This is a genomic window from Allobosea sp. GW823-FHT02B03 (genome assembly GCF_058797755.1).
Map to the genome: position 1 here is coordinate 374,675 of NZ_JBXAJY010000004.1, position 15,103 is coordinate 389,777.

Here is a 15,103-nt window from a genome sequence, read left to right on the forward strand (position 1 = left end):
GGCTTTTCCATGATCGAGTTCGCCGATCTCAGCGCCGTCGACATGCTCAAGGCCTTCCGCTCGCGCGAGCTCTCGCCGGTCGAGGTCACCGAGGCGGTGATCGCGCGGATCGCGCTGTGGGAGCCGTCGCTGAAGGCGCTCTACGCCTATGATCCCGAGGGCGCGCGCTCTGCCGCGAAGGCGAGCGAGACGCGCTGGCGCCGGGGAGAGGCAATGGCACTCGACGGCGTGCCCTGCACGATCAAGGAGAACATCGCGACGAAGGGCACGGCGGTGCCGCTCGGCACGGCGGCGATGGAGCTTGCCCCCGCCGCAGCCGACGCGCCGCCGGCACGGCGCCTGCGCGAGGCGGGCTGCGTCATTCTCGGCAAGACCACCATGCCGGACTACGGCATGCTCTCCTCCGGCCTGTCGAGCTTCCACGAACTCGCCCGCAACCCGTTCGACCTCTCGAAGAACCCTGGCGGTTCCTCGGCCGGAGCGGGCGCAGCGGGGGCGGCTGGCTACGGGCCCCTGCATGTCGGCACTGACATAGGCGGCTCGATCCGCCTGCCGGCCGGCTGGTGCGGGCTCGTCGGGCTGAAGCCGAGCTTCGGCCGGGTGCCGATCGACCCGACCTATTACGGCCGTGTCGCCGGGCCGATGACGCGCACCGTCGCCGACGCCGCGCTGATGATGCGCGAACTCTCCAAACCGGATGAGCGCGACCCGATGAGCTTGCCGCCGCAGGAGATCGCCTGGCTCGACCTCGAGCGGGAGCCGCGCGGGCTAAAGGTCGGGCTCCAGCTGGAGGCCGGCATCGGCTTGCCGGTCGATCCGGAGGTGAGGGCAGCGATCGTTCGGGCGGCTGAGGCGTTTCGCCGGGCGGGAGCGATCGTCGAGATCGCGCCGCCGTTCCTGACGCAGGACATGCTCGACGGGCTCGACGATTTCTGGCGCCAGCGCGCCTGGGCCGAGATCGGATCACTGCCGAAGGAGAGGCAGGACAAGGTGCTGCCCTATATCTACGCCTGGGCCGAGCGTGGCCGTTCGCTCACCGGCGCGCAGGTGCATCGCGGCATGAGCCAGATGCTGGCGATCCGCCATGCCGCGTTGAAGGCGAGTGCGCCGTTCGACTATGTGCTCTCGCCGGTCTCGCCGGTGCCGAGCTTTTCCGCTGAACTGGCTTCGCCGATCCACGATCCCGAGCGGCCCTTCGAGCACATCGTCTTCACCGTCGCCGCCAATATGTCGGACCAGCCTTCGGTCTCGGTGCATGCCGGCATGACTGCGAGCGGGCTGCCGATCGGCCTGCAGATCACCGGGAAACGCTTCGACGATCTCGGCGTGCTGCAGATGGCGCGGGCCTGGGAGCAGCTGCGCGGGCAGGGACCGGAATGGCCGCGGGCTCCATTCCATTGAGCGAAGCCGGAACCCAGCCCTCATCCTGAGGAGCGCTCCGCAGGAGCGCGTCTCGAAGGATGCTTCAGGCGGTGCCGGCGCGGGCTGGAGCATCCTTCGAGACGCAGCCTTTTGGCTGCTCCTCAGGATGAGGGCTGCGGGGACGCGTGCCTCAGGCCTTCTTCGCTTTCTTCCCCGCCGTATTCAACGCCGCGGCTGCGCGGATCAGCGCGGCAAGTGCCGCTTCGTCGATCGCATCGCCCTCATGGATGTCGATGGCGCGGCGGGTGTTGCCGTCGAGGCTGGAATTGAACAGGCCTGTGGGATCGGGCAGCGAGGCGCCCTTGGCGAAGGTCAGTTTCACTGCGCTCTTATAGCTCTCGCCGGTGCAGAGGATGCCGGCATGCTCCCAGACCGGGACGCCGCGCCATTTCCAGGTCTCGACCACGTCGGGGTCGGCCTGCCGGATGATGGCGCGGACTTTTTCGAGTGCCGTGCCGCGCCAGTCGGTCAGCTCCGCGATCCTGGCATCGATCAGCGCGGAGGCGGAGGTTTCGGCTGCCTCGCTGTTGTCCGTCGTCATGGGATTGTCCTCGCGCTGGTTCGGATGCGGCTCCGCCGGCCGTTTACATCTTCTCGCCCGGCAGGGCGGCGGCCTGCTGCACCCAGGCGGTGAACTGCGCCTCGTCGAAGGCATCGTCCTCGTGGATGTCGAGATAGCGCACCGCCTTCTGCTTGGACGGGCCGGGCGGCAGCGGGTCGAGCGAGGCGCCGCGGAAGAAGGAGACCTTCAAATAGTGCGTGAAGCAGTGCAGGCCGAGGAACCAATAATCGTCCTCGAGCCCGTAGAGCGGCGAGTTCCATTTCACCGCCTTCCTGACGCCGGGGACGGCGGCGCTGATCAGCGCGTCGAGGCGAGTGCCGAGAGGGCTCTTCCAACCCGGCATGGCGGCGATGTAGGCTTGGATCGGCGCCTCGCCATAGCCCTTGGCGATCTGCGGATTGCCGCCCGAGAGCAGGACTGGCTGCCCGCTCGCGCCGGCCTTCGGCTTCGGCGCTGCCTTCTTTGCCGCTTTCGGCGTTGCCTTGGGCATTTCGGGCATGGTCCGGCTCCTAGCTGCCGATCCGTCGCCCGCTGCTCCGGCGGGCGGCATAGGGCAGCACGAACATGTAGAGGCCGGAGAACATCAGCAGGAAAAGCGGCAGCAACGGGGAATAGACGATCCAGGCCGGCGGCTCGCCCAGCGCCATGGCGAGGAAATTCGCGATGACGGTCGCGGTAAAGATGATCGACAGCCAGCGATGGCCCTGCCGGATGATGCCATTCAAGGTCATGATTGCATCCTTACGATCATGAGAGCGGGCGTGCTCACTCGGCCCGCGCCAGCAGCTCTTCCAGCTTGCCGAAGAATTCCTGCCAGCCGGCCCGGGCGCCGCCGAAGGCCTGCTTCTGCTCGGGCCGGAAACCGGCCTGCTCCATGCGCAGCAGCGTGCCCTTGGGGGTTGGTGTGAGGGTAAAGGTCACCACGCTCTTCATGTCGAAGGCGGGGTCGTCATGGGCGAAGTCCCATGTGTAGGACAGCGTCCGATTGGGCTCGATGTCGAGGACCTCGCAGTCGAGCACGCCGCCCCATTCGCCGCGCAGATTGAAGCGATGGCCGACGACCGGCGCGAAATCGTTCTTCATCAGCCATTCCGCGATCAGGTGCGGCTGCGTCAGGGCGCGCCAGAGCTTTTCCGGCGGATGGGCGATCTCGCGCTCGACAATGACCGAGCGCGTCTGCGGGGCGTTGGTGCTCACTGGTCCATCCTGTCGAGCAAATTTTCGAGGTCGTCGAAGCGCGCCTCCCAGAAACCGGCCATCTGGCTGGCCCAGTCGATCAGGGGGCTGAGGGCCCCGAGCTGGGGGCTGTAATGGGTCTGGCGGCCCTGATGTCGGTCGCGTACCAGCCCGGCCTGCTTCAGCACGCCAAGATGCTTTGAGACGGCCGGCTGCGAGATCCCGGCCTGTACCGTCAGGGCGCCGACGGTCTGCTCGCCGTCACGGCACAGGCGTTCGAAGATCGCCCGCCGGGTGGGGTCGGCGAGCGTCCTGAACAGCATGTCGTGAGCAACTGGCGTCATGATCGATAACTCATCGGCTATGGATTAATTCATAACCATCGAGATATGAATTAGTCAAGCACCTGCGTTCGGTGTGCAGGGCGGAGGCGCGTCGCAGGCGCTGGACCGCATCGCGACGGTCCAGCACGATGCGCTGGAAAATGCAGGTGCAGCGGCGCTGCCGGTGCGGCGCTGCGGTCCGCCTTTGGGGAACGTCACCATGGATCTGAAGCTGAGCGGCAAGCGTGCTCTCGTCACCGGGGGCAGCAAGGGGATCGGCCGTGCGATCGCACGGCAACTGGCGCTGGAGGGTGTCGACGTCGTCATCGCCGCGCGCAACCAGGCTGAGCTAGACGCCGCCGCGGCCGAGCTGGCGCGGGAGAGCGGCCGAAACGTCGTCGGGCTCACCGTCGACACGCAGCTCGATGCCTCGGTGAAGGCGCTCGTCGCGGGCACCGTCGCCGCGCTCGGCGGACTCGACATCCTGGTCAATGCCGCGGCGCGGCCGGCGAGCCAGGCGGCGCCGCCCAAGCTCGCCGAGATCACCGACGCGCTGTTCTGGGACGACGTCAACGTCAAGGTGATGGGCTATCTGCGCACGGCTCGCGAGGCGGCGCCGATCATGGCCGCCAATGGCTGGGGCAGGATCATCAACATCAGCGGCCTCAATGCGCGGATGGCGGGCTCAGCCATCGGCTCGATCCGCAATGTCGCGGTGGCGGCGCTGACCAAGAACCTCGCCGACGAGCTCGGGCCGAAGGGGATCAACGTCACCGTGGTGCATCCCGGCGTGACGCGCACCGAGAAGACGGCGGGCATGTTCGCGGCGCGGGCGGCGGATGCAGGCGCCGATGCGGCCGAGATGGAACGCCGTGCTGTCGCCAATGTCTCGATCGGCCGCCTGGTCGACGCGGCGGAGATCGCCGACCTCGTCGCCTTCCTGGCCTCGCCGCGCAGCGTCGCGATCAATGGCGATGCCATTGCCGCCGGCGGCGGCGCGAAGGGGGCGATCCACTACTGAGCGGCGCGGTCGCGCGCCGGATGAGTTCCCACAGTCCTCATCCTGAGGAGCGCTCCGTCGGAGCGCGTCTCGAAGGATGCTCCAGCTGCCTCTGGAGCCTCCTGAAGCATCCTTCGAGACGCAGCCTTTGGCTGCCCCTCAGGATGAGGGCTGGGGGGAGGCGTGCGGCCTTCAGAACAGCGCGGTCGGCGCGAGCTCGGCGAGCACCATCAGCGCGAGGCCGAGCAGGCCGAGGCCGCCGCCGGTCCAGGCCAGCATGCCGACACCGGTGATGATCGCCGCCGAGGCGATCACGATGGCGATCTGGAGCAGCCCGGAGACGATGTCGTATTTGTCGTCGCGGGCGCTGGAGATGTCGCGCCGCGCTTCCGCCGCCTTGGCCCGGGCGATCAGCTCCTTGCGGCCTTCCTGGGTCTCCGGTTCGGTATCGTAGCGGGCGATCGTCGCCTTCCAGCCGTCGATGCGTTTCTGCAGTCGCTCGCGGGTGGCCGGATCATCGGCTCCGGCGAGCTCGACCTCCATCGCCTCGGCTGCGGTGCGCAAGGTGGTGCCGCGAATGGTCTTGGCCTGGAAGAAGGACCAGAGGTTCGAAGCCTCGATGTTCCTGGCGAGCGCATCCTGCTCGGCATTCTTGCCGCCGATCTCGGCGAAGGCCAGCATCAGCGCGAGGATGGCGATCAGCAGGGCGATGCGCTTGTTGACCTTGCTCCCGGTCGCGCCTTCTTCGGTGACGTCTTGTGCTGTTGCAGACATGGACCTGATTCCCTCGGGATCGCGCAGCGCAGATCATCCGGTTGCGGGCCGGAAGCAAGCGGGGATTCCGTAAGGTCAGGCGTTATCAACGGGCGCGAGGATGCGCGGCGTCATAGGCGGCGAGCAGCCGGCTGGAGTCGATGCGGGTGTAGACCTGCGTCGTCGACAGCGAGGCGTGGCCGAGCAGTTCCTGGATGGCGCGCAGATCGCCGCCGCGGCCGAGCAGGTGCGTGGCGAAGGAGTGGCGTAGCGCATGCGGGGTCGCACTGCCGGGCAGCCCGAGCGAGCCGCGCAGGCCCTCGACCGCGAGCTGGATGATGCGCGGCGAGAGCGGACCGCCCTTGACGCCGACGAAGAGCGGCCCGTCCGGCTCGAGCCGCCAGGGGCATTGCGCGAGATAGGCGGCGATCGCCTCGACCACGACCGGCAGCACCGGTACCATCCTGGTCTTGCCGCCCTTGCCGAGCACGGTCAGCGCGTCGCCGGTGCTCGTCGGAGCCTGGGCGCGCTTCAGGCCGAGCGCCTCGGAGATGCGCAGGCCGCTGCCATAGAGCAGCGAGAGCACGGCGGCGTCGCGCGCCAGCACCCAGTCGGGCCGGTCCTCGCCGGCGCGGCAATCCGCCTTGGTCACGGCGGCGGCAGCCCTGGCATCGAGCGGGCGCGGCAGGCCCTTGCCGAGGCGCGGGCCGCGGGTCGCGGCGAAGGCGGCAGCGGTGAGCCTCCCGTCGCGCTCGCCGAAGCGGGCGAGCGAACGCAGGGCGGCGAGTTGGCGCATCAGGGTGCGGTTGCCGGCACCGTCGCGCCGTCGCTGGCCGAGAAAGGCGCGCAGGTCGGCGGGCTTCAGCGCCGCGACGGCCTTGAGATTGGGCGGCGCGCCGAGATGCTCGGTCAGGAAGGCGCGGAACTGGTTGAGATCGCGGCCATAGGCCTCGAGCGTCTTCGGCGAAAGCCGGCGCTCATGCCCGAGATGGGCGAGCCAGTCGCGTTGCAGGGTGTCGAAATCGCTCATGGCCTCTGTTCACATTTCGCTGTCATCCCGGGTGACCGAAGGGAGACCCGGGATCCATGCCGGAACGGTTCAGGCATGGATCCCGGATCGGCGCCGCTGCGCGGCTTGTCCGGGACGACAAAACCCGCCCTGTCACTCCGCTCGATGATGCCGCCGGAGCCTTAACAAGCGCTGTGCGTCAGTGCCGCCCGGACCTTGCGGTCGTCCTCATAACCGGGAGCGATGGCCGCCATCGTGTTTGCCGGCATTCCCGCGGCCTGCGACCGCTGCTATGAGCCAGAGTGGAGATTGTTCAGGGGTGACCATTTTGAACGCGATCGACAGCCACGGCCTGAGCTTTCCCTTTCCCGAACCGCCGGCGCCGGGGCAGGTGACCGAGGTCGCGCCCGGCGTGCTCTGGGCGCGTATCGCGCTGCCTTTCCGGCTCGACCACGTCAACATCTACCTGATCGAGGACGGCGACGGCTGGGCGGTGATCGACACCGGCATCGGCGATGCGGCGACCAAGGCCGCCTGGCTCGCTTTGACCTCCGGCCCGCTCGCCGGGAGGCGCCTGACGCGGCTCTTCGTGACGCATTACCATCCCGACCATATTGGCCTTGCCGGCTGGCTGCACGAGCATTTCGGCACGCCGCTGCTGACCAGTCAGACCAGCTATCTCGGCTGCCTCAACATTTCGCTCAGCCCGGGGGCCTCCGAGGCGCCGGTCTACCGCGATTTCTATCAGCGCCACGGCCTGTCGGCTGAGGTCACCGAAGTCGTCTCGACGCTCGGCCATGGTTATCTGCGCATGGTGACGCCGCTGCCGCCGACCTTCACGCGGGTCGTCGCCGGCGACGTGCTGAGGATTGGCGGGCGCGACTTTTCCGTGCTCTCGGGCGACGGCCACGCGCCGGAGCAATTGATGTTCCATTGCGCCGAGGCCGGCATCTTTCTCGCCGCCGACCAGGTGCTGGCCAAGATCACCCCGAACATCAGCGTCTGGGCGGTCGATCCGGAGGGCGATCCGCTCGGGCTCTATCTGCGTTCGCTGCGCAGCATCGCCGCCGCGATCCCGCCGGAAACCCTGGTCCTGCCCGGTCACCAGTTGCCGTTCCGCGGCCTGCAGGCGCGCTGCGCCGAACTCGCCGAGCACCACGGCGAGCGCTGCCGGCTGATCGCCGAGGCGGTCGCCAAGGGGCCGCATTCGGTCGCTGAGCTGGTGCCGGTGATGTTCACCCGCCCGCTCGATCCGCATCAGCTCAGCTTCGCCTTCAGCGAGGTCTTCGCGCATGTGAATGCGATGCTGCGGCTGGGCGAATTGCGCTGGGCGGAGCCGAAGGCCGGCATCATGCGGGTCGAACCCGGGCGCTGAGCCGCCCACCCGGCATTTCGCGCAAACCGTTAAGCATGATGGCCAAAGTCTGGCCGCTGACGGTTGGTCACTACGCGGAATTAGGATTCTCCCGCCATCAATGCACGCCAATGGAGGCGTGATTTCGGTGGGTACTGACGCTGTTGGACCGTCGGAGGCGCGGAATGCCGCGAAAACGACGGGAAAAGACAGAGCCATGGCTATTCCGGCGATCATCCGGGCGATGCGACCGCATCACTGGCTCAAGAACGGACTCGTCTTCGTCCCGATTTTGCTCAATCACGACGTCTTCGACCCCCACGCCATCGCCTATGGCGCGATCGCCTTCCTATCGTTCTCGCTGCTGGCCTCGTCGATCTATCTTCTGAACGACATCGTCGATGTCGAGGCCGACCGGCGCCACCCGACCAAGTGCAAGCGGCCGCTGGCCGCCGGCGAGATCACCAAGGCGCAGGCCTATGCCATGGTGCCGGGCCTGATGATCGTCGCCTTCGGGCTCGCCTGGTTCCTGCCGCGCCCGGACCTCTATCTCGCGGCGCTCGGCGCCTATCTCGTCCTGGCGCTGGCCTATCTCTTCTTCCTCAAGCGCAAGCTGCTCGTCGACGTGCTCGGCCTCGCCGCGCTGCACACGCTGCGCATCCTCGCCGGCAATGCCGCGGCGGATATTCCGCTCTCGTCCTGGCTGCTCGCCTTCTCGATGTTCCTGTTCCTCAGCCTCGCTTTGGTGAAGCGCTATGCCGAACTGCGCATCACCCAGGACCAGTCCGGGCTGAAGAAGGCCGGGCGCGGCTATCATGCCGAGGATATCGAGGCGCTCTCGCAGCTCGGCATGGCCTCGGGCTGCACCTGCGCGCTGATCATGGCGCTCTATGTCGACAGCGCCGCGGTCAAGGAGCTCTACCGCTATCCGCAACTGATCTGGCTGGTCTGTCCGATCGTTCTGTACCAGATGGCGCGGATCTGGTTCCTGGCGCGTCGTGGCCAGATGCCGGACGATCCGCTGGTGTTCATGATCCGCGACTGGCGCAGCCAGCTGATGGGCGCCGTCGTCGTCGTCATCATGGTCTCCGCCTCGGTCCTTCCGTGAATGAGCGGGCTGCCGACGTGCGTTCCTGGGGTGGGCTGAGATCGCAGGGCAGCATCCTGCTCGAGCCGGCCGACTGGCTCGCCGCTCCGGCTGCGCAGGATGTCCCGGTGCTCGCCTATGGCAATGGCCGCTCCTATGGCGATTCCTGCCTGAACGATGGCGGCGGCCTGATCGCGGCGCGCCGGCTCGGGCGAATCCTCTCCTTCGATGCCACGAGCGGCGTGATGGTCTGCGGGGCCGGTGTCCTGCTCGACGAGGTGCTGACGCGCGCCGTTCCGCTCGGCTGGTTTCCGCCGGTGACGCCGGGCACCTGCTTCGTGACCATCGGCGGGGCGCTCGCCAACGATGTCCATGGCAAGAACCATCATCGTGCCGGCACCTTCGGCCGCCATGTCCTTGCCTTCGAACTCGCCCGCTCGGACGGGACGCGCCTGAGCTGCTCGCCTGCCGAGAACGCCGCGCTGTTTGCCGCCACCATCGGCGGGATGGGGCTGACCGGCCTCGTCACGCAGGTGACGCTGCAACTGATGAAAATCGAATCCGGCGAGATGCTGCAGGAGGCGGTCCGCTTCGACGGGCTGGAGCGCTTCTTCGAGATCGCGGCGGAGTCGGATGCGACGCATGACTACACCGTCGCCTGGATCGACTCACTCGCCGGCGGCCGGAACTTTGGACGCGGCGTGTTCTTCCGGGCCAATCACGCCCCGGCCTCGTCGGCGCCGCCGGCCAAGGCCGCAAGAACGCTGCCTTTCCCGCTGACGCCGCCGGTCTCGCTGATCAACCGGCTGACGCTGAGCGCCTTCAACGCGCTCTACCGGGGAGCCCAGCCGAAGACGGCCGAGCCTCGGCGCATTCCCTATCGGCCGTTCTTCTACCCGCTCGACCGGGTGAACAACTGGAACCGGGCCTATGGGCCGAAGGGCCTGCGTCAGTTCCAATGCGCCGTGCCGATGGCCGATGCGCGCCCGGCCGTCGAGGAGATGCTGCGCCGGACGCTGGCGGCCGGCGAGAGTTCCTTCCTGACGGTACTGAAATTGTTCGGCGATGTGCCGTCGCCGGGGATGATGTCGTTCCCGATCCCCGGTGCGACGTTGACGCTCGACTTCCCGCATCGCGGCGAGCGCACGCTGAAGCTGCTCGACGAGCTCGACCGCATCGCGATCTCGGCCGGCGGGCGCGTCAACCCCTACAAGGATGCGCGCATGTCGCCGGCCACTTTCGCGGCGTCCTTCCCGCAATGGCGGGACTTTTCCCGCCATATCGATCCGGCCTTCTCCTCCGACTTCTGGCGGCGGGTCACGGCGGGCTGAAGCATTTTCGAGCGAAGCGGGCACCGGTTCGCCTGAAGAAAATGCGATAAGGCAAGGAGCTGAGCGCCTCCGCGATTCAACGAAACCTGGAAGCGCTCTAGCGCTCTGGCGCTCAGGCCGAGGCCTTTTCCAGCGAAGGCGAGGGCTGCTCGACGGTCTTGACCGTCAGCGTGTGCTTCTTGCCGTCGCGGGCGGTCCAGGCGATCGACTGGCCGGCGGCGAGCCCGATCAGGGCGGTGCCGATCGGCGTCAGGATCGAGATCTTGCCCTGCTCGATATCGGCCTCGCCGGGGAAGACGAGCTGGACGCGGCGGTGCTGGGCGCTGTCGGAGTCGAACTCGACGATCGAGCCCATGCGCACGACATCGGCCGGCATCTGCTTGGGGCTCACGACCTTGGCGCGGTCCATCTCGTTGAGCAGCTCCTCCGCAACTTCGGGAATGCGCTCCAGCGCGGCAGTGGCGAGCCCGGTCAGGCGTTCGAGATCGCTTTCCGTGACGACGATCTTGGGCTTGCGGGGAGGCTTCTGGGTCATGATGACGCGGGTATCCTGTGGTGACGCGTGCAGGCGCGACGGCGCTGCTTCGGAAGACGAAAGACTGGGAGGTTGCGCCTGCTGGATCGTGCTGCGGACAGCGTCGACGGCCCCCCTGAACTCGGGGCGCGTTGGGCCGAGTCCGGGGCTAAAGGTCCGCGATCGGGTGGATCCGGAAAACAGTGCGGCGCAGAGCGGTCATGTACCTAAATTTGGTCCCTTCCTTGTTTCTGTCAAGCCTCGCCGAGCGAGCACCGGCGCGGGTGCACGGGCAAAAACGAAAGGGGCCGGCGTGAGCCGGCCCCTTCGCAAGCAGGTCGATGCGGTGGCGGCTCAGCCCTTGCTGACCGCGACCTTGCGCAGATAGTCGGTGACGATCCGGGTGATGCCGCGCGAGAGCAGGTCGTCGAGCGCGGAGATGAACTCGTCGCACTGCTCGCGGGTGACGATCAGCGGAGGCTCGAGCCGGATGACGTTGCGGTTGTACTCGGTGAAGGCGACGAGCACGTCGTAGTCCTTCAGCAGCAGCGCTCCGATGAAGCCGCAGAGCGAGCCCTTCAGCTTGTCGTCGAGCAGCGCCACCATGTGCTTCAGCCCGAAGGGCATGGTCTCGCTGATGTCCTGGAACTCGACGCCGATCATCAGCCCGCGGCCGCGGATCTCCTTGAGGAGGCTCGGATGCTTGGCGCGCAGCTCGTTCAAGCGCGCGATCAGATAGTCGCCCTGGCGCTTGGCATTGCCCATGAGGTCTTCCTCATAGAGCACGTTCAGCCCTTCGATCGCGCTGATGCAGGCCTCGCCCATGCCGCCGAAAGTCGCCTGCGCATGGATCAAGGCGGTCTTCGGCTTGCCATAGGCCTTCATGTAGAGCTCGCGGCGGGCGATCATCGCACCCATCGCCGCCTTGGAGCCGCCGAGCGCCTTGGCGAGGGCGGTCACGTCGGGCACGACGCCGTCGCGCTCGAAGGCGAAGAACTGGCCGGTCCGGCCGAGCCCGCACTGCACCTCGTCGGCGACCCAGAGCACGCCATGCTTGTCGCAGAGCGCGCGCAGCTCGCGCCAGAAGCCCTCGGGCGCCTCGACGATGCCGCCGCCGCCCTGGATCGTCTCCATCACTACGATGCCGATGGCGGGGTCGCTCTCCAGCGCCTGGCGCACCGCCTCGATGTCGCCGAAGGGCACCTTGACCCGGTTCTCGACCAGCTTGAACTGCGACTGGTAGAGGTTGGAGTCGGTGACAGAGAGCACGCCCTTGGTCTTGCCGTGGAAGGAGTTGGCGGCGTGCAGGATCTTGGACTTGGCGGGTCCCTGCGCCTGCTCGGCAACCTTCAGCGCCGCCTCCATCGCCTCCGAGCCGGTCGAGCCGAGGAAGACCATGTCGAGGTCGCCGGGCGCGATCTGGGCGAGGTTGTGGGCGAGGGCCGAAGCGTATTGCGACATGAACGCCATGCAGATCTCATGGCGGTTCTCGTCCTGGAACTTCTGCCGCGCCGCGATGATGCGCGGATGGTTGTGGCCGAAGGCGACCGAGCAGAAGCCGCCGAAGAAATCGAGGATCTTGCGGCCGTCCTTGGTGATGTAGTGCATGCCTTCGGCGCGATCGACGAGGATCTTGTCGAAGCCGAGCAGCTTCAGGAAATGCACCTGGCCGGGGTTGATATGGGCGGTGAAGAGGTCCTTCACCTGCTGGGCGTCGAGCTGCTTGGCGCCTTCGACGCTGATCAGCTTCGGGTGGGCGGGAGCCATGGCGTCCTCGTTCCGGTAAGCGGGCATGCTCATGCTGCGAGGCTCCTCTGCGCCTTGTTCCCTGCGGTCCTGGCTTTGCGATATTCGGTGTAGGCGGCGAGCAGCATATCCTCGTCGCGGTGCTTCGGCGTCCAGCCGAGCTCGCGCTTGGCCTTGCTGGTGTCGAGAATGCAGACCTCGTTGGCGATCTTGTACTGCTCGGGGTCCATGATCGGCAGGTTGACCGCATCCAGCGTGTCGAGCGCGAGCTTGACCAGCGGCGCCGGCGTCGGCAGCAGGATCGACTTCGAACCGGCATGCTTGATCAGGTCGCCGAGCAGCTTCTTCACAGGCGGCGGGTCGTCCGAGCCGAGATTATAGGCGCTGTTCGGGAAATCCGCCTTCCATGCGGCGATGCAGGCGCTGGCGCAGTCGAACACCGAGATGAACTGGTAGGGGTTGGTCCCTGCGCCGATCATCGGCACCGGCAGGTTGAGGTCGATCAGGCGGAAGAGCTTGACCAGGATGCCGAGCCGCCCCGGCCCGATGATCAGGCGCGGCCGGAAGATCGGGATCTGGAAGCCCCTGTCGCGATAGCCCTGGGCCAGCTTCTCGGTGGCGAGCTTGCTCTCGCCATATTCGCCGAGCGGGTTTGCCGGATGGGTCTCGTCCTGCGGCACGGTCACGGCATGGCCGTAGATCATGTCGGTGGTGAAGTGGACGAGCTTGCGCGCGCCGTTCTTCTCCATCCATTTCAGGATGTTCTCGGTGCCGTGATAGTTCACCGGCCAGAAGAAGTCGTGGCGCTCCTTACGGGTCACGATCGGCGACAGCATCTTGGCCGAGAGGTTGTAGACGAGGTCGTCCGGCATCAGCGCGATGCTCTCGACGCTGGCTGCGTCGGTGACGTCGATCTTCTGGAACGGCACCCGGTCGTAATGGGCGTGGCCGCTCTTGTGGATGTCGCAGACGAGGACCTCCTCGCCCATGGCGGCGAGGTCGGCCGCCAGATGCGAGCCGACGAAGCCGTCGCCGCCGATGATGATGTGTTTCATGACTGGTGGGCCGCTGTTTCGAAGGGCGGGAGCTGCATCAACGCGGCGCGTCGGGCAGGCGGGGGCGGGGGCGTGCGGGAACCGGGATCGGCTTCAGCGTGGGCTCCGCCGGCGGGACGAGGAAGGTGCCGAGGCGCAGAATGAAACGGGCGATCAGGTCCATGGCTTTCCTCAGCTCTGTGCGATGAAGACCGTGCCCAGGACGATGAAGCCGATGCCGGCGATGCGGGCCGGGCTCAGATCCTCCTGGAAGACGAAATAGGCGTAGACCGCGACCACGACGTAGGCGAGGCTCAGGAACGGGTAGGCGTAGCTGATCTGCACCTTCGACAGCACGATCAGATGCGAGGCCATGCTGACCACGAAGGTGCACAGGCCCGCGAAGACGAAGGGGTTGAAGACGACGCGAAAGACGGTCGCAATCAGTCCATCGCCGCCGACATCGAGATGCCCGACGCCGGTCATGCCGCGCTTCAGCATCAGTTGCGCGGCAGCATTGGTCAGCACCGTGAACAGGATCAAAGGCAGGTAGGCATTCATCGGCGCTGGATTTTCCGCGTGGCTGATGCGGCCTTGAATGGCGCGGAAAATACTTCGAATGCCTTACGCTACGGGACCTTATCGGCCCGTAACCTTAAAAGTGTACTGCGCCGACCGCGGAAAGACCGCAGCTTCCCTTCAGCCATGCCGCATTGCCTCGGCTTCCAACCGAGGCAATGCGGGACGGGCACGCGAAATTGTGGCGGGAATGTGCAGCCGATTGATCCCGGAGCCCCGCTGCTCTAAGGTTAATCATTCCTTAACCTGGATTTTCAACCCGCCATGGCCGACCTGCTCCGGCTCGCGTCCCGTACTCGCTCCGAGCTCCTGCAGGCCAGCCCCTGGGCGTGGCCGCATGAAGCCGCGCTTACCTCGGCCGAGGGACCGCCGCAGCACGGCTCGGACGAGCTTCGCGCGATCCACGCGGCGCGGCGCGAGGCGACCTTGCGCCGTCTTGGATCCGGGGGCGCGGCCTGGAACGCCTGGGCGGCGACGATGACGAGCCTGCGGCGCAAGGCGGGCGACGATCCGGCCCTGGCCCGGCTCTGGCAGCTGCTCGCCGGTGTCGAACTGGTCGACGAGACCTTCGACGGTGAATTCGACGTCGCCGGCTTCCACTTCCCGGGCGCGGCACGCTTCGCCGGCTCCGCCTTTGGCAGCGATGCCTGGTTCACCGATGCGAGGTTCTCCGGGCCCGTCGATTTCCGCGACGCGACTTTCGGACGCGATGCCTTCTTCGAGCGCGCGCGGTTCGCGGCGGGGGCCGATTTCGGCGGGGTGCATTTCAGGCGCAGCGCGGAGTTTCGCGAACTCTCCTGCGCCGGGACGCTCGGCTTCGTCGAGGCCGAGTTCTCCGGCAGCGTCTGGTTCCGCAGCTCGTTCTTCGAGGGGCCGGTGCGCTTCCGCGGCGCGCGGTTCGGCTGGGAGGCGGGGCTGGGCGATTGCCGCTATCGCGGTCCGGCGGATTTCGCCGAAGTCGACTTCGCCGACAATGCCGGCTTCGAGAACGCGATCTTCGAGCAGAGCGCGACCTTCGCAGATACCCGCTTCTGCCAGGCCGCCTGGTTCAGCGGAGTGCAGTTCCGCGGCGAGGCGGTGTTCGACCGCACCCGCTTCCTCGGCCGCCGGCATTTCGACGGCATCGCTGTGTCGGTGCCCCAGACCCCGGTGGCGACGCAGGCCGCGGTCCTCGAAAGGCTGCGCGCCGCCTTTTCAGGCTGAGCAGGCGCTG

Annotated in this window: 18 protein-coding genes; 6 read left to right on the forward strand and 12 right to left on the reverse strand. The window is 67.1% G+C overall.

Annotated elements, in window-relative coordinates; genetic code table 11:
• The first annotated feature begins 9 nt into the window (after nucleotides 1-9).
• Entirely contained in the window at nucleotides 10-1,401 is a 1,392-nt protein-coding gene (locus AC1REK_RS15360) for an amidase (RefSeq protein ID WP_492269380.1), read from the forward strand.
• 151 nt (nucleotides 1,402-1,552) lie between these two features.
• Here the strand turns inward: AC1REK_RS15360 and AC1REK_RS15365 are convergent, their stop codons facing one another.
• The 5 genes from AC1REK_RS15365 to AC1REK_RS15385 are packed head-to-tail and all read right to left on the reverse strand — an operon-like array spanning nucleotide 1,553 to nucleotide 3,504.
• Nucleotides 1,553-1,963, reverse strand: coding sequence for a DUF1801 domain-containing protein (locus tag AC1REK_RS15365; protein WP_492269379.1), 411 nt, complete (start codon nucleotides 1,961-1,963; stop codon nucleotides 1,553-1,555).
• 43 nt (nucleotides 1,964-2,006) lie between these two features.
• The gene (locus tag AC1REK_RS15370; RefSeq protein WP_492269378.1) at nucleotides 2,007-2,483 is read right to left on the reverse strand and encodes a DUF1801 domain-containing protein; all 477 of its coding nucleotides are present in this window, start codon (nucleotides 2,481-2,483) and stop codon (nucleotides 2,007-2,009) included.
• Nucleotides 2,484-2,493: 10 nt separating this feature from the next.
• On the reverse strand, nucleotides 2,494-2,715 hold the full coding sequence (locus AC1REK_RS15375; protein ID WP_492269377.1) for a hypothetical protein: 222 nt from the start codon (nucleotides 2,713-2,715) through the stop codon (nucleotides 2,494-2,496).
• Between the two features lie 34 nt (nucleotides 2,716-2,749).
• Nucleotides 2,750-3,181: an SRPBCC family protein gene (locus AC1REK_RS15380; protein ID WP_492269376.1), complete on the reverse strand. Its 432-nt coding sequence runs from the start codon at nucleotides 3,179-3,181 to the stop codon at nucleotides 2,750-2,752.
• The gene (locus AC1REK_RS15385; protein ID WP_316019403.1) at nucleotides 3,178-3,504 is read right to left on the reverse strand and encodes an ArsR/SmtB family transcription factor; all 327 of its coding nucleotides are present in this window, start codon (nucleotides 3,502-3,504) and stop codon (nucleotides 3,178-3,180) included. Before AC1REK_RS15385 ends, AC1REK_RS15380 begins: the two co-directional genes overlap by 4 nt.
• Before the next feature lie 199 nt (nucleotides 3,505-3,703).
• On the opposite strand from AC1REK_RS15385, the gene AC1REK_RS15390 reads away from it, so the two are divergent.
• Nucleotides 3,704-4,504 carry an SDR family NAD(P)-dependent oxidoreductase gene (locus tag AC1REK_RS15390; protein ID WP_492269375.1) on the forward strand — a complete coding sequence of 267 codons (801 nt, stop codon included), beginning with the start codon at nucleotides 3,704-3,706 and terminating at the stop codon, nucleotides 4,502-4,504.
• Nucleotides 4,505-4,675: 171 nt separating this feature from the next.
• Here AC1REK_RS15390 and AC1REK_RS15395 read toward each other — a convergent pair whose 3' ends face one another.
• Together AC1REK_RS15395 and AC1REK_RS15400 are read right to left on the reverse strand one after the other, a co-directional pair.
• Complete coding sequence (locus AC1REK_RS15395; RefSeq protein WP_492269374.1) at nucleotides 4,676-5,257, reverse strand: DUF4337 family protein; 582 nt, start codon at nucleotides 5,255-5,257, stop codon at nucleotides 4,676-4,678.
• An 85-nt stretch (nucleotides 5,258-5,342) separates the two neighbouring features.
• Nucleotides 5,343-6,266, reverse strand: a complete 924-nt coding sequence (locus AC1REK_RS15400; protein ID WP_492269373.1) for a tyrosine recombinase XerC — start codon at nucleotides 6,264-6,266, stop codon at nucleotides 5,343-5,345.
• A gap of 298 nt (nucleotides 6,267-6,564) precedes the next feature.
• On the opposite strand from AC1REK_RS15400, the gene AC1REK_RS15405 reads away from it, so the two are divergent.
• The 3 genes from AC1REK_RS15405 (at nucleotide 6,565) to AC1REK_RS15415 (ending at nucleotide 10,017) form a co-directional block, all read left to right on the forward strand.
• Entirely contained in the window at nucleotides 6,565-7,620 is a 1,056-nt protein-coding gene (locus tag AC1REK_RS15405; RefSeq protein WP_492269372.1) for an MBL fold metallo-hydrolase, read from the forward strand.
• A 100-nt stretch (nucleotides 7,621-7,720) separates the two neighbouring features.
• Entirely contained in the window at nucleotides 7,721-8,707 is a 987-nt protein-coding gene (locus AC1REK_RS15410) for a UbiA family prenyltransferase (RefSeq protein ID WP_492273802.1), read from the forward strand.
• A 17-nt stretch (nucleotides 8,708-8,724) separates the two neighbouring features.
• Nucleotides 8,725-10,017, forward strand: a complete 1,293-nt coding sequence (locus tag AC1REK_RS15415; RefSeq protein WP_492269370.1) for an FAD-binding oxidoreductase — start codon at nucleotides 8,725-8,727, stop codon at nucleotides 10,015-10,017.
• Nucleotides 10,018-10,129: 112 nt separating this feature from the next.
• Here AC1REK_RS15415 and rnk read toward each other — a convergent pair whose 3' ends face one another.
• The 5 genes from rnk to AC1REK_RS15440 all read right to left on the reverse strand — a co-directional run bounded on the left by rnk (nucleotide 10,130) and on the right by AC1REK_RS15440 (nucleotide 13,872).
• Nucleotides 10,130-10,552, reverse strand: a complete 423-nt coding sequence (gene rnk, locus AC1REK_RS15420) for a nucleoside diphosphate kinase regulator (protein ID WP_327520879.1) — start codon at nucleotides 10,550-10,552, stop codon at nucleotides 10,130-10,132.
• Between the two features lie 333 nt (nucleotides 10,553-10,885).
• On the reverse strand, nucleotides 10,886-12,331 hold the full coding sequence (locus AC1REK_RS15425; protein ID WP_492269369.1) for an aspartate aminotransferase family protein: 1,446 nt from the start codon (nucleotides 12,329-12,331) through the stop codon (nucleotides 10,886-10,888).
• On the reverse strand, nucleotides 12,328-13,332 hold the full coding sequence (locus AC1REK_RS15430) for an NAD-dependent epimerase/dehydratase family protein (RefSeq protein WP_492269368.1): 1,005 nt from the start codon (nucleotides 13,330-13,332) through the stop codon (nucleotides 12,328-12,330). The genes AC1REK_RS15425 and AC1REK_RS15430 overlap by 4 nt, the downstream gene beginning before the upstream one ends.
• 37 nt (nucleotides 13,333-13,369) lie before the next feature.
• Complete coding sequence (locus AC1REK_RS15435) at nucleotides 13,370-13,495, reverse strand: hypothetical protein (protein WP_492269367.1); 126 nt, start codon at nucleotides 13,493-13,495, stop codon at nucleotides 13,370-13,372.
• An 8-nt stretch (nucleotides 13,496-13,503) separates the two neighbouring features.
• Complete coding sequence (locus AC1REK_RS15440; protein WP_316019346.1) at nucleotides 13,504-13,872, reverse strand: DMT family transporter; 369 nt, start codon at nucleotides 13,870-13,872, stop codon at nucleotides 13,504-13,506.
• Nucleotides 13,873-14,154: 282 nt separating this feature from the next.
• Here AC1REK_RS15440 and AC1REK_RS15445 point away from each other — a divergent pair, with 282 nt between their 5' ends.
• Nucleotides 14,155-15,093 (forward strand): pentapeptide repeat-containing protein, encoded by a 939-nt coding sequence (locus AC1REK_RS15445; RefSeq protein ID WP_492269366.1) that lies wholly within the window; start codon nucleotides 14,155-14,157, stop codon nucleotides 15,091-15,093.
• The last annotated feature ends 10 nt before the right edge of the window (nucleotides 15,094-15,103 follow it).

Coding starts and splice junctions, on each gene's coding strand:
- AC1REK_RS15360 (WP_492269380.1), top strand. CDS start 10: ATGATCGAGTTCGCCGATCTCAGCGCCGTCGACATGCTCAAGGCCTTC.
- AC1REK_RS15365 (WP_492269379.1), bottom strand. CDS start 1,963: ATGACGACGGACAACAGCGAGGCAGCCGAAACCTCCGCCTCCGCGCTG.
- AC1REK_RS15370 (WP_492269378.1), bottom strand. CDS start 2,483: ATGCCCGAAATGCCCAAGGCAACGCCGAAAGCGGCAAAGAAGGCAGCG.
- AC1REK_RS15375 (WP_492269377.1), bottom strand. CDS start 2,715: ATGACCTTGAATGGCATCATCCGGCAGGGCCATCGCTGGCTGTCGATC.
- AC1REK_RS15385 (WP_316019403.1), bottom strand. CDS start 3,504: ATGACGCCAGTTGCTCACGACATGCTGTTCAGGACGCTCGCCGACCCC.
- AC1REK_RS15390 (WP_492269375.1), top strand. CDS start 3,704: ATGGATCTGAAGCTGAGCGGCAAGCGTGCTCTCGTCACCGGGGGCAGC.
- AC1REK_RS15395 (WP_492269374.1), bottom strand. CDS start 5,257: ATGTCTGCAACAGCACAAGACGTCACCGAAGAAGGCGCGACCGGGAGC.
- AC1REK_RS15400 (WP_492269373.1), bottom strand. CDS start 6,266: ATGAGCGATTTCGACACCCTGCAACGCGACTGGCTCGCCCATCTCGGG.
- AC1REK_RS15410 (WP_492273802.1), top strand. CDS start 7,721: ATGCACGCCAATGGAGGCGTGATTTCGGTGGGTACTGACGCTGTTGGA.
- rnk (WP_327520879.1), bottom strand. CDS start 10,552: ATGACCCAGAAGCCTCCCCGCAAGCCCAAGATCGTCGTCACGGAAAGC.
- AC1REK_RS15425 (WP_492269369.1), bottom strand. CDS start 12,331: ATGAGCATGCCCGCTTACCGGAACGAGGACGCCATGGCTCCCGCCCAC.
- AC1REK_RS15430 (WP_492269368.1), bottom strand. CDS start 13,332: ATGAAACACATCATCATCGGCGGCGACGGCTTCGTCGGCTCGCATCTG.
- AC1REK_RS15435 (WP_492269367.1), bottom strand. CDS start 13,495: ATGGACCTGATCGCCCGTTTCATTCTGCGCCTCGGCACCTTCCTCGTC.
- AC1REK_RS15440 (WP_316019346.1), bottom strand. CDS start 13,872: ATGAATGCCTACCTGCCTTTGATCCTGTTCACGGTGCTGACCAATGCT.
- AC1REK_RS15445 (WP_492269366.1), top strand. CDS start 14,155: ATGGCCGACCTGCTCCGGCTCGCGTCCCGTACTCGCTCCGAGCTCCTG.